Origin of the sequence: Streptomyces sp. NPDC058619, assembly GCF_042717785.1 — a bacterium.
GTDB lineage: Bacteria > Actinomycetota > Actinomycetes > Streptomycetales > Streptomycetaceae > Streptomyces.
Genome location: NZ_JBHXQN010000045.1, coordinates 1 through 22,655 on the forward strand (window position 1 = coordinate 1; position 22,655 = coordinate 22,655).

Here is a 22,655-nt window from a genome sequence, read left to right on the forward strand (position 1 = left end):
TCCGCATGCTCATCCGCCGAGCAACGAGCCGCTACCGCTGGGACGGCCGCCCCACCACCCGGCGCCTCAAATGATCCATTTGCCGGTCGGTCTAACTCTCGCGCCCGTCAACGGGGTTGGGCGCTAGAGTGCGCTGGGTACAACGGTCACACCTGGGGGAGTCTCGTTGAGTACTGATTCCGCGCCGCCCCGTCGGACAGTCGCCCTCGTCCTGGTCACCGGATACGCCGGGTCCGGGAAGTCGGAGGCGGGGAAGATGATGTCGCAGGCGACCGGCTGGCCCCTGCTGGACAAGGACACGCTGACCCGGCCCCTGACGGAGTCGTTACTGAGACAGCTCAACGGTGACCCCGACGACCGGCAGAGCAGTCTGTACGTCGAGACCGTGCGGCCGCTCGAGTACGAGGCCCTGATGAAGGCTTGCTGGGAGAACCTCGAATGCGGGGTGACCGTCGTCGCGGTGGCGCCGTTCCTGGGCGAGGTCACCGACCCGCAGTGGGTCAGCCGTACTCGTCGGCACTGTTCCCGACTGGGCGCGGGCCTGGAGATGGTGTGGGTGGACAGCGACGCGTCCTCAATGCGTGAACGACTCACCTCACGCAACGCCTCACGGGATACCTGGAAGCTCACGAACTGGCGGCAGTACGCGGCCTCGATTCCGTCGGAGCGACGCCCCGTCGGCGAGTTCCACCTGGTCGACAACCGTGTCACCGCGATGACTCCGCTCGCGGAGCAGGTGGAATCGGTCGCCGCGGTGCTGGCCGACCGCTACGAGGAGGCCGGCGCGTGACCGTGGGACCAGGACCCGGGAAAGACGGCGGAACGGGCGGAGGAGTCGTCCTCTTCGGTCCGCCGACAGCGGGGAAGGACACGATCAGCGCTGCCCTGGCGCGGCGCGACGCACGGTTCGGTCAGTTGCCCAAGGTCAAGGTCGGATCGGGGCGCGCCGCCGGGTACCGGATGGCCACCCGTGACGAGCTCGTGTCCCTGCGCTCAGCAGGACGGGTGGTCCTGGAGACGGAGCGCTACGGCAACACCTACGCCATCGACCGTGCCGACATGGACGCAATGCGTGCGGGTGGGGGCATACCCGTGGTGCACATGGGGAGCGTCGATCACCTGCGCTCCTTCACCGCCGCAGTCGAAGAACCCTGGCTGTGCGTGCTGTTGTGGGTGCCCCGCGTGGTGTGTGGCGAGAGGTCTCGGGGCCGGGGCGACCACGATACGGCCGACCGCCTCGCGGCCTGGGACGAAGCCCTGGCCGATCTCGCCGCAGTGCCCGAGGACGAGCGGCTCTTCCACCTCCTGGTGCGTTCCGATCACTCCGATCCGGACCGCACCGCCGAGCTGGTGGAAACGTTCTACGCGCGACCCGGGTGGGAGTACGCGCGACCCGGGGGGCTGTCCGAGCTGCTTGAAGGGATCGTCACGGCTCACCCGTGAGGTCCATGGGGAATCGCCCGGCGGACGCGCACGTGCCGGGACGGAGGGGGAGTGATGGGGGCGATCAGCACGCTGGACGCGCTGGCGCGCGTCGCGCGGGTGGAGGTGCCGACGGGCGGGGAGCGGAACCTGGCGATCAGCCAGCGCGACATCGACGACTCCCTCGTCCTGGACTCGCTGACCGCAGGACGGCTGGCTCTGACACGGGTCAGCACGGACGGAATCATCGCCGTGCGGTCCTGCGTCGTCGAGGAGCTGATCATCGACCACTGCACGGCCGACGCCCTGCTGGTCAGCAACTCGCGCATCGGCCGGCTGATCATCCGCAATACCCCGTTGAACTGTGAGATCGACGTCAGCGAATCGACGCTCGAGGTCCTGGACGTGCATTCGTGCGGCCTGACGAGGTTCGAAGGCGTACGGGTGACGGACTCGGTCCAGATCGTGGCCATGCGGGGCCCCGTCCACCTCAAGCGCCTGCGGGCGGCAACGGTGAGCCTGCGAAGTCAGGCAGCCGTCGGACGGCGGCGTCGCCCGACGGTTGCCTTGGAGAGCTTGAACATCACCGAGACGATGTCGCTCGACGACCTCTGGCTGGCCGGTCTCACGCTGGACGAGGTCGACGTGTCGACTCTGCTGCTCCGGCGGGTCCGCGTGGACGCCCCCTTCCGCGGCACGGGAGTGCGCTGCAGGGACGGGCTGCGCATCAACGGCATGGTGGTCCCGGGGGAGGCGAGTGCCCTCTCGGACAGCGAGGTCCGGGGAACGGCCGAGGTGCGGGGGCTGCGCCATGTGGCCACCGTTCCTGCACAGCGTCGGGAACCCGGGATACCGGAGCCGGTCGCAGCAGTCGGTATGGCAGAACTGGCCATTCGCTCCTCGAGCATCGCCCGGCTCCGTGCCGGGGCGGACGAGGTCTCTCCACTGGTGGTGGAGCTGGCGGACAGCACGGTGCAGTCGCTCGCACTGCCGAGTGGACCCGCGCGGTTCCGACTGGCCGGAACGAGCAGCATCCGCGAAGTCGATCTCGGGGATGCAATCTTCCGCAACGACGAGCAGGTCACCGGGTTCCTCGAACGAGTCTTCACCCGCGTGAGCCCGGGCGCACTGGAGGCGGTACGCACGACTCTGCAGCAGAGGCGCCGGATGGCGGAGGGTGACCAGCTCTACTACTTCACCCGCCAGCGGGAGGCGGAGGGCGGGTCCTTGCTCCATCGCCTCGTCGGACGGGGCTTACTCGGCGGAGTCCTCGGCTGGGGCGTCCGGGCGCGCAACCCGGCGCGCACGCTCGGCGGCGCAATGGTGTCCACGGGCGCCTTACTGCATCTGTCCGGTCTGGGGGGCGGTTCTGCCGACGGCGGACTGCTTGACGTGGTCGCCGCAGGCAAGGCCCTCACTTTGGCCTGCGCCCTCTGGCTCAACATCGGAGTGGGTGCCCCGTCCGAGTTGAAGACACATGCCTGGACCGCGCTGGCAGTGGGATGCACAGGGGGTGGGCTGCTCTTCACCACGCTGACCGTCGGCATCGTCATCCGCAAGCTCGTGCGGTGAGGGCCCTCAACTCTGACGGGGATCAGAGGTCAGAAGGGCGAGTGCCTCGTCGACGTTCAAGGAGCTGTCGCGTGCAGCGTCCCAGTGTTCGAGGGTGCGGGCAGCCGCCCGCATCAGGTCGTCAGGCAGGCCCGCATCGCTGAGCAGGTCACCGGCATCGTCGAGTTCCGGCCCCCAACGCCATGCCCGGGAGGCGGTTTTTGGGATGTAGTCGGTCTCCGTGAGATAGCTGCCGGCGCGCTTGGCCGCGATGGAGACGAGCTCTTCGCCCACACCGTGCGTCCGGGCGGCCGCGTAGGCGAGGGCAGCCAGGACGCGAGAGGTCTTCTGATAGCTGGAGTAGGCGAGTTTCAGAGCGGATGCGGCGCCGATCTCCCTTTCCAGGTCCCGTGCGCTGATGTCGGTGCCGTCGAAGAGACGCGCGGCCCATTGGGTGTGGGCCTCTGATCCCGACAGGTAGAGGGCCGGCTTCTTGCCGCCGACGGGAGGTGATCCGATCACCGCGGCGTCGACGACGTGCGCCCCGATGAGGAGTTCCGTGATGCGTCGCATCCGCTCCGGTGCGATCGCGTTGGCCTCGATGTACGTCCGGTCCGCGAAGCCGTACGCTTGGACCTCGGCGGCGGTTTTCTCGGCTGCGGCGGGCGGGCAGAGGGACAGGACGACGTCAGACCGGTCCAGCAGTTCCGGCAGGGCGACCGGTTCGATTCCGGCAGCTTCAGCCCGGCTTCGCGTCGCGTCACTGCGACCCGCGGGGCACCACAGCACGGTCGTTCCCTTCGTGCGGAGCTGGGCACCGAAGGCGGCCCCCATGCTGCCGGGGTGCAGCAGCCCCACGGTGATTGCGGCGGCCGGCATCAGATCCTCCTCGGTCGGGAGTGCTCCACGAGCAGCTCCAGTGCTGCCCGTGCGGTGGGCGCTGCCCGGTCGGGCGGGGTATGGGCGGCGGGCCATTGGGAAGGGCTGCCGATCCAGACGGTGCGGAGTCCGGCGGCCCTGCCGCCCGCGATGTCCTTGACCGGGTCGTCGCCCACCATCCACCCACCCTTTTCCACGGACATCCCGCAGAGTTGGGCGGCGGCCGCGAACAGCCCTCGGTCCGGCTTCCGCACACCGACTTCCCCGGATACGCACACCGCGTCGACGTGACCCGCGATGCCGGTGGCGCGCAGTTTGGCCCGCTGGATGTCAGCGGGTCCGTTCGTCGCGACGGCCACTCTCCAGCCGCTCCCCCTCAGCGTGTCCAGGCCCTCCAGCACGTTTTCGGGGCACGATGTCAGCTCGGCCGTGTCCTCGACGTACGCCCGCCACAGGTCCTCGGCGGAGGAGGACAGACCGTATGTGCTGCGGACCGCGGAGAAGTCGTCAGGACGGGCACGCTCCGCCACGAGGTCCAGGACCGCTGCACGCTCGGCGGCGTCGAGACCGTGACGGCACGCGAACCGGGTGATCACCGCGCTGAGGGTGTGGCGGCGGTCGATCAGCGTGTCGTCCAGGTCGAAAAGAGCGAGGCGCTGCACCACCGCAGCGTAGCGGGTACGGCCCGCCGGTCCGGTGGATGGGACGCACGGGCCTGCCGGGGCTGGCGAGCAGCCCCGGCGGACCGGGGGTGGTTAGGTGCGGCGGACCGTGATGGTGGTCCAGGCGCCCACGTGGACGCGGTCACCGTCTGCCAGGGGGACCGGGACGTAGGGCTGGATCGGCTCCTCGCCGCCGTTGATCGTGGTGCCGTTGGTGGAGTTCTGGTCCACCACCGCCCAGCTGAGGTCCGGCTGCTGGACCAGGACCGCGTGCTGGTGGGAGACGCCCGGGTCCTCCGGGGGCACCGACAGGTCGATGTCCGGGGACTCGCCCGTGGAGGCGCGGCGGCGGCCGATGGTGATCTGGCCGCCGGACAGCGGCAGGTGCTGTTCCGGGGAGTACGCGGGCAGGTTGAGCGCGGCCGCCTCCGGGCCGCTGCGCTGCATCATCGCCATGAAGTACGAGCGGTCCGGGCCGATCGTCGCCGACCACGAGCCGCCGCCCCGGGGAGCGAAGGACTGCGGGGGGTGGGGCTGGTGCTGCTGGTACGAGGGCTGGTGCTGGTGCGGCGCGTACTCCTGGTACTCCTGCTGCGGGGGCTGCTGCTGGTACTGGTGCTGCTGCGGAGGCTGCTGGTACTCCTGCTGCGGCTCGTGCGCGGGAGGCGGGAGCAGCCAGTCGTCCTCGCGCTGGAGCGGCTCGGCCCCGCGGTTCACCCGGGAGGGCCGCGAGCCCTGGTACTCGAAGTGGTCCTGGGAGTACGCGCCGGGATTCTGCGCGGGCGGCGGCGGGGGCGGCGTGGTGCCCGGCCCGCCGGGGCCGTTGCCCTGGGGGCCCTGGCTGCCCTGCGGACCCCGGCCGCCCTGCGGACCCTGGTTGCCCTGCGGCCCCTGGTCCGGGGTGGCGGGCGGCGCGTACGAGGTCGGCGTACGCGTCAGGAAGTTGTACCGGCACTCCTCGCAGAACGGGGCCATGGCCTCGCGCGGGGTCCGGCACTGCGGGCAGAGCTCGGCCTGGGTGGTCGGCTCGCCGGAGGTCGGAGGGTAGCCGTAGCCGTAGGAGGGCGCGGCGGGGGCGCTCTCCCGGGCAGCCATGCGGTGGCCGCAGACCTCGCACCAGTCGTCGGAGGCGGACTGGTGCCCGTTCGGGCAGGTCGGCATGGCGGCGCTTCCCCCTTCTTCTCCCTGCGTCATCACGTCAGGTCTTCTCAGGTCTTCTTCACTCGGACGGTCTGGATCGACCGGGTTTCGAGAGTCATCTCGTCGGCGTCGGTGACCCTGGCTTTCAGCCGCACAGTACCCGCCGCCGCATCCACGACATCCACCACCTTCGACAGAAGCTTCGCGGTGTCGGAGTTTCCGGACACGTTCGCCAATTGCACCGCCCGGCCGAGCTTTGCCGTGGCGCCGTCGACGTCGCCCATTTTGCGCGCTTCCAGGCCCTGCTGGATAGCCTGCGCGAGCTCCGCCTGCCCGGTGTAGTGGGCGACTTGGGGGTTGATCGCGGTCGACGCGGCCAGGTCGTCCGTCCACACCGCGCGGACCAGTCCCTGGGCCAGGACGGACGGCGGCTCGCCGGCCGCCCCCGGCAGGACGAGCGTGGCGCGGGCCGCGAGCATCTCCTGGCCGACCGAGGCGCTCGGGACGCGCACGCACACGTGGTACTCGCGGGACTCGTCGCCCCAGGAGCCGGTCGGGTAGTCGCCGGCCCGCGGACCCGCCTCGGAGCGGCGGCCCGTCAGGTCCTGGACGGCGGGAGCCACCTGTTTGACGTACTGGATCTCCACGCCGACCGGGGTCCACAGGCGCAGCGCGACGTCCGCGACCTCCTTGCCCATGACGTTCTCCATCATGTGCGTGAAGTCCCCGGCGAGGTGCGCCGGGTCGGCCACGATGTCGGCCGAGCCGAGCAGCGCGCTCGCGATCCCGGTGACCTCCTTGACCTCCCAGTCGGTGCCCACGCCGCGGGCGTCGCAGGTGAAGCGGCCCGCGCAGGCGTCGAGGGTGGCGCGCAGCACGGCCGGTTCCTCGTGCTCGTTGCGGCCGTCGGTCAGCAGGATGCCGTGCCGGATGACCGCGGCGGACTGGCGCAGCAGGCCGTCGGCGAGCCGCAGCCAGGTGCCGATGGCGGTGCCGCCGCCCGAGCGCAGGCCCCGCAGCGCCTCCTTGGCCTCGGCGCGCGTCGCCGGCCCGGCGACGGCGAGGCGGCCCTGGCCCGGGTAGACCTCCTTGGCCACGTGGGTGCCGGCGATCACGGCGAAGGAGGTGCCGTCGCGCAGGGTGTCCACGGCGGCGGCCGTGGCCTCGCGGGCCCCGTGCATCTTCTCGGGCGGGTACTCCATCGACCCCGAGCAGTCGACCATGATCACGACGGCCGCCGTGCCCTGGAGGGCCGACGCCCGGGTGGCCGTGGCCCCGCCGGTGGAGGTGGCCGTCACGATCGCGTGGACGTCCCGCCCGCCCTCGGGGAGGAACTCGTTCTGGTACACCTCCAGCGTGAAGCGCGGGGCGCTCGGTTTGGCGAAGTTCGCCATCGGTCGGTCTCCTAGAAGGCTCGGGCAGGCGGGTCAGGCCTGCGGGCGCGGTGCCGGTTCCGTTTCGGGTCCGGCTCCCGGTTCCGGTTGGGGATCGGGCTGCGCCGCGAACGGCACGACGGCCACGGTGACGTTGTCGTGGCCGCCGCCGTCCAGCGCGTGCCCCACCAGGACCTGCGCACTGTGCAGGGGGCGGACGGCGGCGTCCGCGGGCAGCACCCGGGCCATGTCGCGGGCGGACTCGGCGTAGTTCCAGAGGCCGTCGGTGCAGACGACGACCACGCCGGGGTGGTCCGGCTTGAAGGTGGCGGTGTGCGGTTCGAGGTCGTACGCGTCGGCGCCGAGCCAGCCGGTGATGGCGTGGGCGCGTACGTCGGCGTAGGCCTCGGCCTCGCCCATCAGGCCGGCCGAGACCATCTGCGCCGCCCAGGAGTCGTCCTCGGTGAGGCGGCGGGGCAGGGCGGCCCGGTCGTCCGGCACCCAGTACGCACGGCTGTCGCCCACCCAGCCGATGGTCAGCAGTCCGCTGCTGACGACCGCGCCGACCAGGGTGCAGGCGGGGGCGTTCTGCGCGCCCGGGGTCTCCGGGGCCAGTGCGTTGACCGCGGTGGCGGCGGCCAGGATCGCCTCGTGCATGGCCTCCTGGGGGTGCGCGCCGCGGGGGAGCGCGTCGAGCAGGGCCTCGTTCGCTGCTGCGGCGGCCGCCGCCGACGCCTCGTCGGGGCGGCTCGCGGAGGAGACGCCGTCGCAGACGATGGCCACGGTGGCGGCGGAGCCGTCGGGCAGGGCGGTGGCCGCCACGGCGAACGCGTCCTCGTTGCGGTGGTGGCGCAGCCCCCGGTCGCTGACGGCGGCGACGCTGCCGAGCTCCTCCTCCTGGTGGTCCCGCTCCCTGGGCTGGGCGTGCCCGCAGTGCTCGCAGTAGCCGTCGGTGTCCACGTGTCCGGCCCGGCAGGCGACGCAGGTCCTCCCGCCGGCGGGCGTTCCCTCGGGCGGCGTGCCGTTGCCGCCCTGACCGGCGCCCTGCGGGGTGCCGTACGGGTCCCCGTGGCCCGGGGCCGTTCCCTGCGGGGCGGCGTACGAGCCCTCGTGCCCGGAGGTCGCGCCCTGCGGGGTGGCCGGGGGGCCGTCGTACCGGTGGTGCTCCTGCGCCGGCTCGGCGCCGGGCTCCGGCCCGGTGTCCCCGGGGGGTCTGCCGGGGTGGTCGTGCCGGGCGGCGGGTGCGGGCGGGGCCGCGGGGGGCGCGGTGGCCGCGCGCGGGGTGGCGTACGCCGGCTCGCCGCCGGTCCCGTACGCGGCGCCCGGCTCCGGCGGGGCGCCGGTCCAGCCCGCGGGGTCGCCGACGAGGGTCGGCGCGGCCGACGCCACGCTGCCCCAGCCGGGCGCAGGTCCGGCCGCGCCGTGGCCGTCGCCGGGCGGAGCCGGAGCGGGGGCCGGAGCCGGAGCGGGGGCCGGAGCCGGGGTAGGCGCCGCGGCCGGCGCGGGTGCGGCGCCCGGTGGCGGCGGGAGGGGGATGGTGGGGTGGTCCGCGGCCGGAGCCGGGGGAGGGGCGGTGACGGCGTAGCCGCAGACGCCGCAGAAGCGGTCACCGTCCTCCAGGGGTTCCGCGCAGCCGGGGCAGCCCGACAGCCGATGCATCGACATCAATCACACCCACGTCCGGGGACGGAAACGGTTAGCCCGCTCCACCAGTTCGATCCTCTCCTCGCCCCGCTGTGCCAGCCGGGCGAGGACGCGGTACGAGCGCTCCAGTCCGAAGCGCAGTCCGCGCTCGTCGAGTTGACTGCCGAGCAGCGAGGTCCGGCCGGGGTCGGAACCCCGGCCACCCGACAGTACCCAGTCCAGGGCCGAGCCCAGAACCTCGGTCGCCAGCCGCTCCTGCCGTTCCGGGTCCAGCCCGAACCGCCGCAGCGCCTCCACCTGGTCGGAGGCGGCCCGCAGATCGGCCAGCAGCGGCTCCTGCGGCGACCGGTCGCGCAGACGTGCGCGTACGGCCGCCACCCGCGCGGCGGTGTAGTGGATGGACGCCTCCGGCACGGACTCCAGCGTGTGCACGGCCCCGTCCCGGTCTCCGGCGGCCAACTGGACCCGGGCCAGCCCGAAGGCCGCGCTCACGAACCCGGGGTCGGTGATCCAGACGAGCCGGTAGTACTCGGCGGCGTTGTCGAGCTGGCCGAGGACCTCCGCGCACAGCCCGAGGGCGAGCTTCGGCGCGGGCTCGCCCGGGAAGGCGTCGTAGATCGCGTCGAAGGACAGGGCCGCGATCTCGTCGTCCCCGGCGGCCAGCGAGGCGATGCCGCGCGCCCACACCACCCGCCAGTCGTCCGGGTGCCGGTCCTCCAGCTCGGCCAGGGTGCTCCCGGCGACCGACAGCTCGCCCAGCTCCAGCCGGGCCCGCAGCTCGCGCAGCCGCAGCTCGGCAGAGTCGGCGGGCGCCGAGCCCAGCGCGCCCAGCAGGTCGGCCGGGGCGGAGGCGAGCAGTCCGGCCAGGAAACCGGCGTTGGGGTCGGCCGGGTCCACCAGCGGAACCGGCAGGGCCAGCGCCGTGTCCCGCGCGTCGAGCCGCGCCAGGCCCGCCGTACGGGACGCCGCGGCCACCGCCGGGGCGGGTCCGGAGGCGGGCGGCGCCGCGTGCCGCGGCGCGGGGGGCGCGGCCGGAGCCTGCCGGGGCGCGGGCACGGCGCCGCCCGCCACGTGCGTGGCGGTGGTCCCGAGCGCGGGCAGCGGCGCCCCGGTCCCGTACGCGGCGCCGGGCGGGGCGGCCGCGCCCCCGGGCCCGTGGACCGCGGCCGCGCGGCCCCCCGGCCCGTGGCCCGCGGCGGGACCCGCCACCGGGTACGGCAGCACGCCGGGCGCGGCCGGACCGGGGTGCGCCACGGCGCCGTGCGCGGCGGGTCCGACCGGTCCGGTGCCGCCGGACGGGCCGCCGCCGGCTCCCGTACCGCCGGCTCCGGCAACTCCGCTTCCGGCAACCCCGCTTCCCGCAACCCCGCGTGCCGCAGTGCCCGTTCCCGCTCCGTCCGTTCCCGCCGCGCCGCGGCCGAACGGGCCGCGCCGCCGGGCGGAGACCGGCCGTACGCCCAGGTGCGAGACCTCCCGGCCCGGCTCGTCCGCGAACAGCCGGGTGTCCGGCACCCGCAGCTCCGGGCTGAACAGCGTCGACAGCTGCGGCCGCGGCCGGCCCGTCTGGAGCGCGACCACCTCCCGCAGCACGCCCGTCAGCTGGTCGGCCATCTCCTGCGCGGACGCGAACCGCCGCCCCGGGTCGGGGTCGGTGGCCCGGACGAGCAGCCGGTAGAAGGACTCGTACCGCCCGAACACCTCGATGTGCTCCGGGTCGGGCAGGGAGTCCACGAACACGTTGGTGTAGCCCTGGAAGTCGAAGGTCAGGACCGCCAGCGTCCGCGCCACCGTGTACAGGTCGGAGGCGACCGACGGGCCCAGCTCCGCGACCTCCGGCGCCTGGTAGCCCACGGTCCCGTAGATGGCCGACTCGTCGTCGTCCATCCGGCGGACCGCGCCCATGTCGATCAGCTTCAGCTGGTCCTGCTGCTGGATCGCGTTGTCGACCTTGAAGTCGCAGTACAGGAGGTTCCGGCTGTGCAGGTGGCCGAGCGCCTCCAGCGCCTCGATCCCGTACGCGCACGCCTGCTCGACCGGCAGCGGATCGCGCCGTCCGTCCGGCCGGCGCCGCTCGTTGGCGATCTCCTTCAGCGACTTGCCGCCGACGTACTCCATGACGATGTACCCGTCCAGCGAACCGGTCCGCTGGTCCAGGTGCTCCACGAAGTTGTAGATCCGCACGATGTTGGAGTGCTCGATCTCCGCGAGGAAGCGCCGCTCGGAGATCGCGGCCTCCATCGCGTCCTGGTCCCCGGTGTCGAGCAGGCCCTTCAGCACCACCCACCGGTTCGAGACCGCCCGGTCCACCGCCAGGTACACCCAGCCGAGCCCACCGTGCGCCAGGCAGCCCGCCACCTCGTACTGGCCGTGCACCACGTCGCCCGCGCGCAGCTTGGGCACGAAGGAGTACGGGTGCCCGCACTTGGTGCAGAACCCCTCCGTCCGGCCCTGCCGCTCGCCCCGGGAACGCCCCACCGGGGCCCCGCAGTCCGAGCGCGAGCAGAACCGCTTGCGCTCCGGCACCTCCGGGTTCTCCAGGACCGCCGCCGAGGGGTCCGGACGCGGCACCTCCGGCATCGTCACCAGCCCGGCGCCGAGCCGCCCGCGCCCCGAGGACGAGGAGGCCGAGCCCGAGCTGCGGACCGACACCGACCGGGTGGAGGCGGTCCCGGACAGGGCCCGGGACAGCCGCCCCGACACGGAGCGCCGGGACTGCGAGGAACGGGACGAGCGCGAGGACCGCGCCGACCCCGAGGACCGCGCCGAGCCGTGGGAGCCGTGCGAACCCCGGGAGCCGTGCGAGCCCGCCGAGCCCCCCGAGCCCCGGGACCCGCCGGACCCCAGGGAGCCCTTCGCCGCGCTGGTCATCCCCGTCGGCGGCGAGACCAGCTCCTCCGCCCCCGCGGCGACCGCGCCGGCCGGCGCCAGCCCGCAGGTGTCGCAGTACAGCTCGCCGCCGCCCATGTCCTCGTACGTCCCCGGGCAGCCGGGGCGAACGCACGTCGTTCCGGTCAGGCTCATGCGTCCTCCTTCCCCGGCCCGGTGGGCCAGTGGTGATCCGGCAGGGGCTGCTGGGGCAGCAGTGACTCGGCGGTCGCCTGCTGGTAGCGCAGGACCGCCATCTCGGCGGCCCGCAGGTCGCAGGGCGCGCTCCACAGCATCCGCCGGGCCGTGTCGTAGCGCTCGATCAGCACCGGGTCCTCCGCCATTCCGTGCCGGGCCACCTTCGCCCGGTACGCGTCGAGGCGTCCGCGCAGCTCGGCCCGGACGGCGAGGGGGGCCGTCACCGCCGTCAACGACTCACGGGCCCGCCGCAGTTCCTCCTCGGCGCGCTCCTCCAGGGACTCCAGCAGCGGCGAGAGCCGGTGCCACCGGGACCTGCGCCGGTGCTCGGCCGCCGCCGCGAGCTGCTCCTGGAGCGCCGTGGGCGGCCCGCTCACGGCGGGCACCTCGGACGCGGCGATCTTCGCCAGCACCTCGCCGCGCGCGGTCCGCGCCTCGGCGAGGGTCCGGTCCGCGCGCGACAGCACGTCCCGCAGGCTGATCAGCCGCTGCTCGGCGTCCTGCCGCACGTCCAGTACGGCCTCGACCTCCCGGCGTACGTCCTCCAGCGCTAGCGCGGCGCGGTCGTAGCGCCCGGTGTCGGGCCGGCCGCCGCCGGGCGCGGAACTCCCCGCGACCGGCACCCAGAACGCCAGCGGGTCCTCGATCACCCGCGCCCGCAGCCCGGTCAGCTCGGCCGTGATGTCCTCCAGGTCGTCGCCGGAGGGGTGCTCGCCGGGGCGCACGCCCACCGAGTGGGCCAGCGAGCGGGTGCGGTGCAACTCGGCGCCGAGGAGGTCTATGCGGGCGGGCAGCGCCGACCAGACCGCGTCGGCGGCCACCACCACGTCGAGGGAGCGGGCGTACAGCTCGTTCATCCGGGCCACCAGCTCCGCGAGCGAGAACCGCTCCGCCAGCGCGGACCCCTCCACCGCGGCCCCCGCGATCAGCACCCCGGGCCCGCGCAGCCGCTCGGTGAGCTCGGCCAGTTCCTCGCGGTTCGGCCAGCGGCGCCGCTCGCGGATCTTGCGGGCGGCGGTCAGCGCCCCGCTGTAGGCGTCGAAGTACGTCCACAGCCGGGTGATGTCCGCGTCGGCGGCCGCCCAGCGCTCCGCGGTGATCCCGGTCAGCGCGGCGCCCTCCAGCAGCCGGCGGCCGGCGTGGTCCTGGAGGGCGAGCAGGGAGGTCTCCACGGCCTCGTGCTCCGAGCCCAGCCGGGCCAGCGCACGGTCGACGTCGTCCCGGTCCATCACTGCCGATCCCGCCTCCCCCGACTCCGCGCCACCCGACGGCGCCCGCTGCTGCGACTGCGACTGCGACTGCGACTCCGCCACCGGCCTCAGCCGTCCCGGTACTTGGGCTCGGGCGGTCCGCCGACGTTGGGCAGCACGGCCCTGAGGTGGACGCCGTAGGAGGTCATCCACGGGCTGCCGCCCCCGCCCGCGCGGTAGTCCTCCAGCACCTTGTTGACCCGGCGGACGAGGTCGGAGGCGTCCTTGTTCATCGCCACGCCGTAGAACTCGCGGGTGAAGGGCGAGCCGACCAGCTGCACCGAGGGGTCCTGCGCGGCCTGGCCGGCGGCGAGGGCGTTGTCGGTGACGATGCCGTCGACCTCGCCGAGCTGGAGGCGCACCAGGCAGTCCAGCTGGTTGGGCACGGTGACCGGCACCGAGCCGTACGACTGGGCCGTCAGCGTCGCCTCCGCCGTGGAACCGGCCGCGAAGCAGATCCGCTTGTCCTTCAGCGAGGTGTCGTAACCGGTGATCGGCGACCCCTTGGGAGCCAGCACCTGCTGCCCCGCCTCGAAGTAGGCCGTGGAGAAGGCGACGTCCTCCAGGCGCTTGCAGTTGATCGTCATGGTCCGCACGACGACGTCGACCCGCCCCTCCTGGAGCGCGGGGACGCGCTGGCTGGTGGGGATGGCCTGGTAGATGACCGCGTCGGGGTCGCCGAGGATGTCCTTGGCTATGGCCCGGACCAGGTCGATGTCGAAGCCGTCGAGGACACCGCCGCGGGCCTGGTTGAGGTACCCCCAGCGGAAGCTGTTCTGGTCGACGCCCGCCACGAGCTTGCCCGCTGACCTGATCCGGGCGATGGTCGCCCCGTCCACGGTGGACGGGCGCAGGCTCGCCTCCGGGTTCTGGCAGGTGTCGGCCGGCGCGGCCGGGGCGACCGCGAGGGAGGCCGGTCCGTGGACCGCGGCCGGGCGGCCGGTGTCCGGGGCGGCCTGGGCCAGCGGGAGCAGGACGGCCGCGGCCGTGACCGCGCAGGCGGCGGCCATCGCGCTGACCCCGCCCCAGCCGCGCAGGCGCCGGGAGGCCCGCCGGACGCCGCCGGCCTCGCCCGGCTCCGCCGCCGGGACCCCGTGGTCCGCGCCGGCGCCGTTCGCCCCGGGGGCGCGTACCGCTCGTTTCCGCATCGCTCTCACCTGTACTCCGAAAGCCTGCGCCCGATACCGAGCAGCGCCGCCGCCGCGCCGAGGGCCGCCAGGGCCGCCGCGCCCGTCATCAAACCGCCCAGGGCGCCGAGCCCGTCCCGGGCCGCCCGGGTGAACTGCTGCTGCTCGTGGGCAACCGCCTGTGCCAGGGAGGCGTCCACCGTGTCGAAGGCGGCGCCGCTGCTCTCCTTGTGCGCGTCGTTGCCGACGACCTGGTCCCGGGCGGCGGCGTAGTCCCCCTTGAGATCCGACTCCCGGGCCGCCGCGTGCCGCGTCTTCCACTGCTCCACGCCGTTCGCCGCCCGGCTCAGGGGCTCGCGGCCGGCCTGGTCGTCGGCGAGCCGCAGGGCCGCCGCCAGGCCGGTGTCCAGCTGCTTCATGTTGTGCGTGAAGTCCACGTCGTACTTGTCGGACTTCTTGTCCTCGGCCAGTACGGCGCCCCGCGCGATCAGCGTCAGGTTCTCCCCGGCCCGCGCCTGGAGCGACGCGATCCGCGCGTCGTTGAGGACCTTCAGCGACTCCTGCCCGTCGGCCCGCGCCTGGCTCAGGTCGGCCCGGGCCACCGTGTGCCCCACGACCAGCCACAGCAGCACCACCAGCGAGGCCGCCGTCGCGGCGACCAGGCCGTGGTTGAAGACCCGGTTCGTACGCCGGTAGTTGCGCCGCTGCACCCACGCCAGGGCGGCGAGGGCGAGCAGGCCGGTGCCGATCGAGGCCAGCGGCCAGGACCGGGCCTCGTCATGGTCGGTGTAGAGCCGCCGGGTCTCCGCCTCGTAGAGCCGCTGGGCGGCGGGCAGCAGCTGGGTGGTCATCTGCTCGTTGGCGTACCGGAGGTAGGCGCCGCCCAGCGGCAGGCCCTGCCGGTTCGTCGCGCGGGCCTGCTCGATCAGCCCGGTGTAGCGGGGCAGACCCTCGCTCAGCAGGGAGATCTGCGCGCGGGACTCCTCGTCGACCCGGGTGTTGGCGGCCGCGCTCACGAGCAGCTTGGAGGCGTTGGCGATGTCCTTCTCGTACCGCCGGCGCACCTCGCGCGGCTCCTGGCCGCCCGCGAGGAAGCCGTTGGAGGAAGTGGTGTCGGCGTCCGCGAGGGAGCGGTAGATGCTGGCGGCGTCCGCGCTGAGCGGCTGGCTGCGGCCCACGACGTCCTCGGCGGCGCCGACCCGGCCGGACATCTCCCAGACGCTCACCGTGCCGAAGAGCAGGATCAGGGCGGCCACGGCGGCGCCGACGATCCGCAGCCGGCCGGGTTCGGTCGTCGCGGCCGCGCGCAGCCGCTCCACGCCCTCGGCCCATGCGGTGCCCCGTCCCGGCGGCCCGCCGGGCGGCCCGGCGTGAGCGCCCGGCGGCGCGGGCGCGCGTGTCGTGATGGCCACCGTGACCTCCCCCTCGGTCTGTGCACCCCCGGATGTGGCCGGGAGCCTGCGCAGCAGTATGGACGCAGGGACGGCCCGTCACAGCACCGGTCCTCGATCTTGGGCGATACGTCCCCGGGGGCGTCCCCTGCGCCCCTTCACCGTCAATACGTCCCTGCGACCGCCACGGTTCCAGACGCGCGGCCCGTTCGGGCGGGTTCACCCGAAACGGGCACGGAGTTTGCTGTGGGCGAAGGGTTCGGAGCCGAGCGCGTCCAGGCCGAGCAGCGCGGCCCCGAGCACCGGGGGCGCCGTGACCACCGAGATCCGTGCGTGCGGAGCGCGTTCGGCGAGGCCCGCGGCGATCCGGTCGTTCAACTGCGGGTGGCGGGCGGCCAGCACGCTGCCGCCGAGGACCACGGGCGCCTCCTCGTCCAGCAGGTCCAGCCTGCGCAGCGCCACCGTCGCCATGGACACCACCTCGTCCGCCTGCCGGTGCACCAGGGCCAGCGCCACCGGGTCGCCCGCCGCGGCCACCGCGAACAGCAGCGGGGTCAGCTCGTGCCGCCGCTCGGCGGGGACCCGGCCCAGGTGCAGCTCCTCGATCAGCGCGTACATCGAGGCCAGGCCGAAGTGCGCGGGCAGCGCCCGGGCCAGTTCGGTCGGTTCGCCGCGTCCGTCCTCGGCCCGGGCCGCGAACCACAGGGCCTCCTCGGCCAGTCCGCCTCCGCCGCCCCAGTCGCCGGAGACGCGGCCGACCGAGGGGAAGCGCGCGGTCCGCCCGTCCGGGGTCATCCCGGCGCAGTTGATGCCGGCGCCGCAGACCACCGCGACGCCGCGCGGCGCGGCGCCCGGCGGCAGTCCGGCGCGCAGCAGCGCGAAGGTGTCGTTGTGCACCGCCGTCACGCGGCCCCAGCCGCGGCGCCGGATCTCGTGGCCCAGTTCCCGCTCCTCCACCGGGAAGTCCGCGTTCGCCAGACAGGCCGAGACGTACTCGGCGCACGGCCCGGTGCCGCCCTCCCCGCGGTGGTCCAGCCCGACGGAGGCCATCGCCTCGGCGAGCACGTCGACGGCCGCGGCGACCCCCGTGCGGAACGGCTGGAAGCCCCCGGCCCGGCCGGTGGCCGTCACCGAGCCGTCCGGCGCGACGAGCGCCACGTCCGTCTTGCTGTTGCCCGCGTCGATCGCCAGCACCGCGGGGAGGGTCACAGCCATGCCAGGTGCTCCTTGTTGTGCGCGAGGAGGCGGTCGGTCAGCGCTTCGGCCCGGTCGAACTGGCCGACCAGCGGGTGCGCCAGCAGGGCGTTGAAGACCCGCTCGCGCCCGCCGCGGACCGCCGCGTCCAGTGCGAGGTCCTCGTACGCCGTCACGTGCGCGACGAGCCCGGCGTACAGGGGGTCCAGCCGGGGCGCGGCCAGCGGCACCGGGCCGGAGCCGTCCACCCGGGCCTGCACCTCGACGACCGCGTCGTCGGGGAGGAACGGCAGGGTGCCGTTGTTGCGGGTGTTGACCACCTGCACGGCCGGCCCGCCGCCGCCCAGCAGCGAGGCCGCGAGGTCCACGGCCGCCTCCGAGTAGAAGGCGCCGCCCCGCTCGGCCAGCAGCGCGGGCTTCTCGTCGAGCGCGGGGTCGCCGTACAGGGCGAGCAGTTCGCGTTCCATCGCGGCCACCTCGGCGGCCCGCGAGGGCTTGGAGCCGAGCTCCCGGACGACCTCGTCGTGCGCGTAGAAGTAGCGCAGGTAGTACGAGGGCACCACGCCGAGCCGGTCCAGCACGGCGCGCGGCAGGTGCAGGTCACCGGCGATCGCGTCCGCGTGGTCGGCGAGCAGCCGCGGCAGCAGGTCCTCGCCCTCCGGGCCGCCCCGGCGGACGCCCAGCTCCCAGGTGAGGTGGTTGAGCCCGACGTGGTCCAGGTGGATGTCGGCGGGCGCCAGGTCGAGCAGGGCCGCGAACTTCCGCTGGAAGCCGATGGCGACGTTGCACAGTCCGACGGCCTTGTGCCCGGCCTGCAGCAGGGCCCGGGTGACGATCCCGACCGGGTTGGTGAAGTCGATGATCCAGGCGTCCGGGCTGGCCCGGCGCACCCGTTCGGCGATGTCGAGGACCACCGGGACGGTGCGCAGGGCCTTCGCGAGGCCGCCCGCGCCGGTGGTCTCCTGGCCGACGCAGCCGCACTCCAGCGGCCAGGTCTCGTCCTGGAGCCGGGCGGCCTGGCCGCCGACGCGCAGCTGGATCAGCACCGCGTCGGCGCCCTCGACCCCGGCGTCGAGGTCGGAGGTGGTGGTGATCCTCCCGGGGTGGCCCTGCCGGGCGAAGATCCGCCGGGCCAGGCCACCGATCAGCTCCAGCCGCCCGGCGGCGGGGTCGATCAGCACCAGCTCGGAGACCGGCAGGCTGTCGCGCAGCCGGGCGAAGCCGTCGATCAGCTCGGGCGTGTAGGTGGAACCGCCGCCCACCACTGCGAGTTTCATGGTCATCAGCCTTTCACTCCGGTCAGGGTGACGCCTTCGACGAACGCCTTCTGGGCGAAGAAGAAGAGGACGATCACCGGTGCCATGACCAGTACGGTCGCGGCCATGGTCAGGTTCCAGTTGGTGTGGTGGGCGCCCTTGAAGGACTCCAGCCCGTAGCTGAGGGTCCAGGCGGCCGGGTTGTCCGAGGCGTAGATCTGCGGCCCGAAGTAGTCGTTCCAGGCGTAGAAGAACTGGAACAGGGCGACGGCCGCGATGCCGGGCCTGGCCATCGGCAGGACGACGCGCAGCAGGGTGCGCAGCTCGCCGCAGCCGTCGACGCGGGCCGCGTCGAGGTACTCGTCGGGGATGGTCAGCAGGAACTGGCGGAGCAGGAAGATGGAGAACGCGTCGCCGAAGGCCATCGGGACGATCAGCGGCCACAGGCTGCCCGTCAGGCCGAGCTGCTTCGCCCAGAAGAGGTACATGGGGATGACCACCACCTGCGGCGGCAGCATCATCATGGCGATCACGAGCATCAGCGACAGGCGTCGTCCGCGGAAGCGGAACTTGGCGAGGGCGTAGGCCACGGGCACCGAGGAGACCACGGTCAGCAGGGTGCCGAGCCCGGCGTACAGCAGGGTGTTGCGCCACCAGGTCAGGAAGCCCGGGGTGTTCCACACCGCGGCGTAGTTGCCCCATTCCCAGGTGTCGGGCCACAGGTCGCGGGTCAGGGCCTGCCGGTCGCCCATCAGGGAGGTCAGCAGGAGGAAGACGAACGGGAGGACGAAGAACAGGGCGGCGGCCACGCCTAGGGAGTGCACCCCGACCCAGTGGAGTACGGCCTTGCGGCTGCGCGTGCTCACTCATCTGCTCCGATCAGTCCGCCACGGCGGCGCATCAGGAGCGCGGTGAAGGCCATGGACAGGGCGAACAGGACCAGCGCGATGACGCAGGCGGTGCCGTAGTCGAAGCGCTGGAACCCGAGGTTGTAGACGAGCTGGGGCAGGGTCAGGGTGGACTTGTCGGGGTAGCCCGGTTCGAACTGCTGGCCCGAGCCGCCGATCACCCCGGCCGCCACCTTCCCGGCCACGAGCGGCTGGGTGTAGTACTGCATGGCCTGGATGACCCCGGTGACGACCGCGAACAGGACGATCGGGGAGATGTTCGGCAGGGTGATGTGGCGGAAGCGCGCCCAGGCGCCGGCGCCGTCCAGTTCGGCGGCCTCGTACTGCTCCCTCGGCACGTCGAGCAGGGCGGCCATGAAGATGACCATCAGGTCGCCGACGCCCCACAGGGCGAGGGCGGTGAGCGCCGGCTTGGACCAGACCGGGTCGGTGAACCAGCCGGGGGTGGGCAGTCCGACCGTGTCCAGCAGGGTGTTGACGGGTCCGGTGCCGGGGTTGAGCAGGAAGACGAAGGCCAGCGTGGCGGCGACCGGCGGGGCCAGGTAGGGCAGGTAGAAGAGGGTCCGGAAGATCCCGGTGCCGGTCTTGAGTTTCGTGATGAGCAGGCCGATGCCGAGGCCGAAGGCGACGCGGCAGCCGACCATCACCACGACGAGCCACAGGGTGTTGCGCATCGCCGGCCAGAAGGCGGGCGAGTCGGTGAAGACGTAGGACCAGTTGTCGAGCCCGTTGAAGACGGGCGGCCGGAAGCCGTCGTACCGGGTGAAGGAGAAGTACACGGTGGACAGGAGCGGGTAGGCGAAGAAGACCGCGAACCCGATCAGCCAGGGGGACATGAAGGCCGCGGTCCGCAGGGCGGACCGCCGGCGCCTCGTCCGCGCGGCGCGGGCGGTGCGGACGGCCGCGTCGTCCGCGGCGTCGTCCGCGGCCGTGCCGGGGGCCCCGTCCGGGGCGGTGGGGGCCGCGGTGCGTGCGGCGGCGGCGGTCATCGGGCTACTTCGCCTTCGCGATGTCCGTGTCGATCTGCTGGTCGACCTTGGCGAGGCCGGCCGTGATGTCGGCGACGGCGCCCTTCTCGACCCCGTACGCGAAGTCCTCGAAGGTCAGCTGGTAGGTGCCGCCGTCGGCCCGGGCGGGGGTGGTGCTGGACTTGGGGTGCCGGGCGATGTCGACGAAGGTCTTGAACTCCGGCGTCAGCTGGAGGTCGGGGGACTCCAGCGCCGCCAGGGTGGACGGCACGTTGTGGATGGCGTTGGCGAAGGCCACCACCGCCTCGGTGTCGGTGGTCATGTACTCGACCAGCTCCCAGGCGGCGTTCTGCTTCGTGCTGACCGAGGCGATGCCCATGATCGTGCCGGAGAGGTAGCCCTTGCCGTAGTCGGCGGCCTGGTCGTCGGGCACGGGCAGCGGCGCGGTGCCGATCTCGAAGCCGACCCCCGCCTCCTTCGCCATCGCGGCCCGCCACTCGCCGTCGATCTGCATGGCGACCTGGCCGCGGTGGAAGGGGTGTTCAGCGCTCCACTCGTCGCCGAAGGTGCTGCGGAACCTCTCCAGCTTCTCGTAACCGCCGAGCTTCTCGACCAGGTCCTTCTGCGCGGTGAGCATCTGCGCGAAGGCCGGGTCCTTGGCCAGGCCCGCCTTCCCGTCGGCGCCGAAGTAGGTGGCGCCCCACTGGGCGGCGAGGCGGGTGGGCTTGGTCTCGTACCCGTGGAAGGTGGGCATCAGCCCGACCTGCTCGTACGAGTCGCCCTTGGGTTTGGTCAGCTTCTGGGCGACCTCGGTGAACCGGCTCCAGGTCCTGGGCGGTTCGGTGATGCCGGCGGCGGCGAAGGCGGTCTTGTTGTAGACGAGCCCGTACGCGTCGTTCAGCAGCGGCAGCGTGCACTGGTTGCCGTTGAACTGGGTGTACTCCAGCAGGGTCTTGGGGAAGACCTTCGTCTTGTCGACCCCGGACTTCTCCAGGAAGGGGTTCAGGTCGGCGAAGGCGCCGGAGTTGCAGAACTTGCCGACGCTGTCGGTGGTGAAGGAGGAGACCACGTCGGGGGCGCCGTCCCCGCCCGCCCGCAGGGCCTGGTTGATCTTGTCGTCGGTCATGTTGCCGGTGACCTTGACCTCGATGTTCGGGTGGGCCTTCTCGAACCGCGCGATGTTCTCCTCGATCGCCTTGACCTCGCTCGGCGCGGACCAGCCGTGCCAGAAGGAGAGGGTGACGTCCTTCGTCGGATCGTCGGCGGCCGCGTTCCCGCTCTGGCCCGTACAGGCCGCGGCGAGTACGGATATCGCGGCGAGGAGGGTGGCCGCGCCGGTCAGGCGTCCGGTTCTGGGCATGGCGGTGCTCGCTCTCTACGGGAGGAACTTCCGGGAGGGGTGCCAGGGGAGGTGCGGGGTGGGCCTTCGGGGGAGGGTTCGGGGAGGTCTTCCGGGGCCGGCGGTCGGTCCCGGCGGCCGGTCCAGACGGTCGGTCCCGGCGGTCGGTCCCGGTCAGCGGAGGGTGTCGAACACCGCGTCGCGGGTGGCCGCCAGCGCGCTCTCCAGCGCGCCGTGCAGCACGGGCCGTTCGCGCACCTGGCCGGCGACCAGGCGGGGCCGGGAGGGGGCCAGTTCGGCGAGCTCGGCCTCCAGCAGGCCGCGCAGCGGTTCCCCGCCCGCGGTGATCACCGCTCCGGACAGGACCACGATCTCCGGGTCCAGTACGGCGACCAGCGAGGCCAGACCGGTGGCCAGACCGGTGGCGTACGCCTGGAGGAAGGCCAGGTACGGCCCTTCGGGCGTCTCCGCGGCCCGGGCGAGCAGCGCGACGGCCGCGGCGACCTGCGGGGCGTACGGGCCGTCGGGCGCGGGCCCGGGCGGGACCTCGACGCCGAGCTCCGCGGCCAGCCGGGGCAGCACCTGGAAGCCGGCCAGCTCCTGGAAGCCGCCGGAGTTGGCCCGGGTGACCTGGCGGACCAGCGGGTGGCCGGGCACGGGCAGGAACCCCACCTCGCCGGCGCCGCCGGTCCAGCCGCGGTGCAGCCGGCCGCCGAGCACCAGGGCGGCGCCGAGCCCCTCCTCGTTCCAGAGCAGGACGAAGTCCTCGTGGCCGCGGGCGGCGCCGAGGTGCTGCTCGGCGACGGCTGCGAGGTTGACGTCGTTCTCGTACTCGACGGGCATCGGCAGGGCCGCCGCCAGGTCCTCGAGGAGGGTGGGGGAGTGCCAGCCGGGGAGGTGGCTGGCGTAGCGGAGCCGGCCGGTCTGCGGGTCGAAGGCGCCGGGGGTGGCGATGACCACCCGGTGCAGGTCGGAGCGGTGCAGCCCGGCGGCCTTGACGGCGCCGCCGAGGGCCTCGCAGACCTGGTCGACGGCTTCGGCGCCCTCGGCGTACGGGACCTCGTGGGTGCCGACCACCGTGCCGGTGAGGTCGGCGACGGCCGCCAGCACGCGCTCCGGGGTGACGTCCAGCCCGCCCACGTACGCCGCCCGGGGGTTGACGGCGTACAGCTGGGCGCTGGGTCCGGGGCGGCCGCCGTCGGTGCCGGTGGCGACGACGAGTCCGGCGGCCTCCAGGCGGGCCAGCAGCTGGGAGGCGGTGGGCTTGGACAGCCCCGTCAGGTGCCCGATCCGGGTCCGGGAGAGCGGGCCATGCGCCAGCAGGAGGTCGAGGGCGGCCCGGTCGTTCATGGCGCGCAGGAGGCTGGGCGTTCCGGGCGTGGCGGCGGGCATGTCGGGGTCTCTCCCTCACCGAGATGAACTGTTAGGTAAGTTTCCTATCGCGGTTCGATCTCTGTCAATGCCGCCGCCCCGCAGGAAAAGTCCTGC

General features: G+C 73.5%; 18 protein-coding genes. 3 read left to right on the forward strand and 15 right to left on the reverse strand.

What is annotated here, in order from left to right; all coding sequences use genetic code 11:
* Nucleotides 1-166: 166 nt before the first annotated feature.
* Genes ACFWTC_RS29920 through ACFWTC_RS29930 form a run of 3 tightly spaced genes read left to right on the forward strand, consistent with a single transcriptional unit; the run spans nucleotide 167 to nucleotide 2,994 of the window.
* Entirely contained in the window at nucleotides 167-790 is a 624-nt protein-coding gene (locus ACFWTC_RS29920; protein ID WP_384028034.1) for an AAA family ATPase, read from the forward strand.
* Nucleotides 787-1,443 (forward strand): guanylate kinase, encoded by a 657-nt coding sequence (locus ACFWTC_RS29925; protein WP_384028033.1) that lies wholly within the window; start codon nucleotides 787-789, stop codon nucleotides 1,441-1,443. Before ACFWTC_RS29920 ends, ACFWTC_RS29925 begins: the two co-directional genes overlap by 4 nt.
* A gap of 54 nt (nucleotides 1,444-1,497) precedes the next feature.
* Complete coding sequence (locus ACFWTC_RS29930; protein WP_384028032.1) at nucleotides 1,498-2,994, forward strand: hypothetical protein; 1,497 nt, start codon at nucleotides 1,498-1,500, stop codon at nucleotides 2,992-2,994.
* 6 nt (nucleotides 2,995-3,000) lie between these two features.
* On the opposite strand, the gene ACFWTC_RS29935 is transcribed toward ACFWTC_RS29930, so the two are convergent.
* From ACFWTC_RS29935 to ACFWTC_RS30005, 15 genes are all read right to left on the reverse strand, one after another.
* The gene (locus ACFWTC_RS29935; protein ID WP_384028031.1) at nucleotides 3,001-3,852 is read right to left on the reverse strand and encodes a DUF1932 domain-containing protein; all 852 of its coding nucleotides are present in this window, start codon (nucleotides 3,850-3,852) and stop codon (nucleotides 3,001-3,003) included.
* Nucleotides 3,852-4,514 carry an HAD family hydrolase gene (locus ACFWTC_RS29940; RefSeq protein WP_384028030.1) on the reverse strand — a complete coding sequence of 221 codons (663 nt, stop codon included), beginning with the start codon at nucleotides 4,512-4,514 and terminating at the stop codon, nucleotides 3,852-3,854. The genes ACFWTC_RS29935 and ACFWTC_RS29940 overlap by 1 nt, the downstream gene beginning before the upstream one ends.
* Nucleotides 4,515-4,607: 93 nt before the next feature.
* Entirely contained in the window at nucleotides 4,608-5,675 is a 1,068-nt protein-coding gene (locus tag ACFWTC_RS29945) for an FHA domain-containing protein (protein WP_383917307.1), read from the reverse strand.
* 47 nt (nucleotides 5,676-5,722) lie between these two features.
* Nucleotides 5,723-7,048: a VWA domain-containing protein gene (locus ACFWTC_RS29950; RefSeq protein WP_383917309.1), complete on the reverse strand. Its 1,326-nt coding sequence runs from the start codon at nucleotides 7,046-7,048 to the stop codon at nucleotides 5,723-5,725.
* A 33-nt stretch (nucleotides 7,049-7,081) separates the two neighbouring features.
* Nucleotides 7,082-8,692, reverse strand: coding sequence for a protein phosphatase 2C domain-containing protein (locus tag ACFWTC_RS29955; protein ID WP_384028029.1), 1,611 nt, complete (start codon nucleotides 8,690-8,692; stop codon nucleotides 7,082-7,084).
* A 3-nt stretch (nucleotides 8,693-8,695) separates the two neighbouring features.
* Nucleotides 8,696-11,692 (reverse strand): tetratricopeptide repeat protein, encoded by a 2,997-nt coding sequence (locus ACFWTC_RS29960; protein WP_384028028.1) that lies wholly within the window; start codon nucleotides 11,690-11,692, stop codon nucleotides 8,696-8,698.
* Complete coding sequence (locus ACFWTC_RS29965) at nucleotides 11,689-12,963, reverse strand: hypothetical protein (RefSeq protein WP_383931897.1); 1,275 nt, start codon at nucleotides 12,961-12,963, stop codon at nucleotides 11,689-11,691. The genes ACFWTC_RS29960 and ACFWTC_RS29965 overlap by 4 nt, the downstream gene beginning before the upstream one ends.
* Before the next feature lie 89 nt (nucleotides 12,964-13,052).
* Nucleotides 13,053-13,994 (reverse strand): glutamate ABC transporter substrate-binding protein, encoded by a 942-nt coding sequence (locus tag ACFWTC_RS29970; RefSeq protein WP_383931905.1) that lies wholly within the window; start codon nucleotides 13,992-13,994, stop codon nucleotides 13,053-13,055.
* Between the two features lie 143 nt (nucleotides 13,995-14,137).
* Nucleotides 14,138-15,517, reverse strand: coding sequence for a hypothetical protein (locus ACFWTC_RS29975; protein ID WP_383931903.1), 1,380 nt, complete (start codon nucleotides 15,515-15,517; stop codon nucleotides 14,138-14,140).
* A gap of 204 nt (nucleotides 15,518-15,721) precedes the next feature.
* A complete protein-coding gene (locus ACFWTC_RS29980) occupies nucleotides 15,722-16,717 on the reverse strand; it encodes an N-acetylglucosamine kinase (RefSeq protein ID WP_384028027.1) in 996 nt (331 codons plus the stop codon).
* The gene (locus ACFWTC_RS29985; protein ID WP_384028026.1) at nucleotides 16,708-17,973 is read right to left on the reverse strand and encodes a 6-phospho-beta-glucosidase; all 1,266 of its coding nucleotides are present in this window, start codon (nucleotides 17,971-17,973) and stop codon (nucleotides 16,708-16,710) included. Before ACFWTC_RS29985 ends, ACFWTC_RS29980 begins: the two co-directional genes overlap by 10 nt.
* Nucleotides 17,974-17,978: 5 nt before the next feature.
* Nucleotides 17,979-18,818 carry a carbohydrate ABC transporter permease gene (locus ACFWTC_RS29990; RefSeq protein WP_383931891.1) on the reverse strand — a complete coding sequence of 280 codons (840 nt, stop codon included), beginning with the start codon at nucleotides 18,816-18,818 and terminating at the stop codon, nucleotides 17,979-17,981.
* Nucleotides 18,815-19,696 carry a carbohydrate ABC transporter permease gene (locus tag ACFWTC_RS29995; RefSeq protein ID WP_383931901.1) on the reverse strand — a complete coding sequence of 294 codons (882 nt, stop codon included), beginning with the start codon at nucleotides 19,694-19,696 and terminating at the stop codon, nucleotides 18,815-18,817. The genes ACFWTC_RS29990 and ACFWTC_RS29995 overlap by 4 nt, the downstream gene beginning before the upstream one ends.
* A gap of 157 nt (nucleotides 19,697-19,853) precedes the next feature.
* Entirely contained in the window at nucleotides 19,854-21,188 is a 1,335-nt protein-coding gene (locus ACFWTC_RS30000) for an ABC transporter substrate-binding protein (protein ID WP_383931889.1), read from the reverse strand.
* Nucleotides 21,189-21,341: 153 nt separating this feature from the next.
* Entirely contained in the window at nucleotides 21,342-22,559 is a 1,218-nt protein-coding gene (locus ACFWTC_RS30005) for an ROK family transcriptional regulator (protein ID WP_383931887.1), read from the reverse strand.
* Nucleotides 22,560-22,655 lie beyond the last annotated feature (96 nt).

Bases quoted from the DNA above. Each gene is read 5' to 3' on its own strand.
- ACFWTC_RS29945 (WP_383917307.1), bottom strand. From the start codon at position 5,675: ATGCCGACCTGCCCGAACGGGCACCAGTCCGCCTCCGACGACTGGTGC.
- ACFWTC_RS29980 (WP_384028027.1), bottom strand. From the start codon at position 16,717: ATGGCTGTGACCCTCCCCGCGGTGCTGGCGATCGACGCGGGCAACAGC.
- ACFWTC_RS29960 (WP_384028028.1), bottom strand. From the start codon at position 11,692: ATGAGCCTGACCGGAACGACGTGCGTTCGCCCCGGCTGCCCGGGGACG.
- ACFWTC_RS30005 (WP_383931887.1), bottom strand. From the start codon at position 22,559: ATGCCCGCCGCCACGCCCGGAACGCCCAGCCTCCTGCGCGCCATGAAC.
- ACFWTC_RS30000 (WP_383931889.1), bottom strand. From the start codon at position 21,188: ATGCCCAGAACCGGACGCCTGACCGGCGCGGCCACCCTCCTCGCCGCG.
- ACFWTC_RS29950 (WP_383917309.1), bottom strand. From the start codon at position 7,048: ATGGCGAACTTCGCCAAACCGAGCGCCCCGCGCTTCACGCTGGAGGTG.
- ACFWTC_RS29935 (WP_384028031.1), bottom strand. From the start codon at position 3,852: ATGCCGGCCGCCGCAATCACCGTGGGGCTGCTGCACCCCGGCAGCATG.
- ACFWTC_RS29965 (WP_383931897.1), bottom strand. From the start codon at position 12,963: ATGGACCGGGACGACGTCGACCGTGCGCTGGCCCGGCTGGGCTCGGAG.
- ACFWTC_RS29955 (WP_384028029.1), bottom strand. From the start codon at position 8,692: ATGTCGATGCATCGGCTGTCGGGCTGCCCCGGCTGCGCGGAACCCCTG.
- ACFWTC_RS29995 (WP_383931901.1), bottom strand. From the start codon at position 19,696: ATGTCCCCCTGGCTGATCGGGTTCGCGGTCTTCTTCGCCTACCCGCTC.
- ACFWTC_RS29970 (WP_383931905.1), bottom strand. From the start codon at position 13,994: ATGGCCGCCGCCTGCGCGGTCACGGCCGCGGCCGTCCTGCTCCCGCTG.
- ACFWTC_RS29930 (WP_384028032.1), top strand. From the start codon at position 1,498: ATGGGGGCGATCAGCACGCTGGACGCGCTGGCGCGCGTCGCGCGGGTG.
- ACFWTC_RS29985 (WP_384028026.1), bottom strand. From the start codon at position 17,973: ATGAAACTCGCAGTGGTGGGCGGCGGTTCCACCTACACGCCCGAGCTG.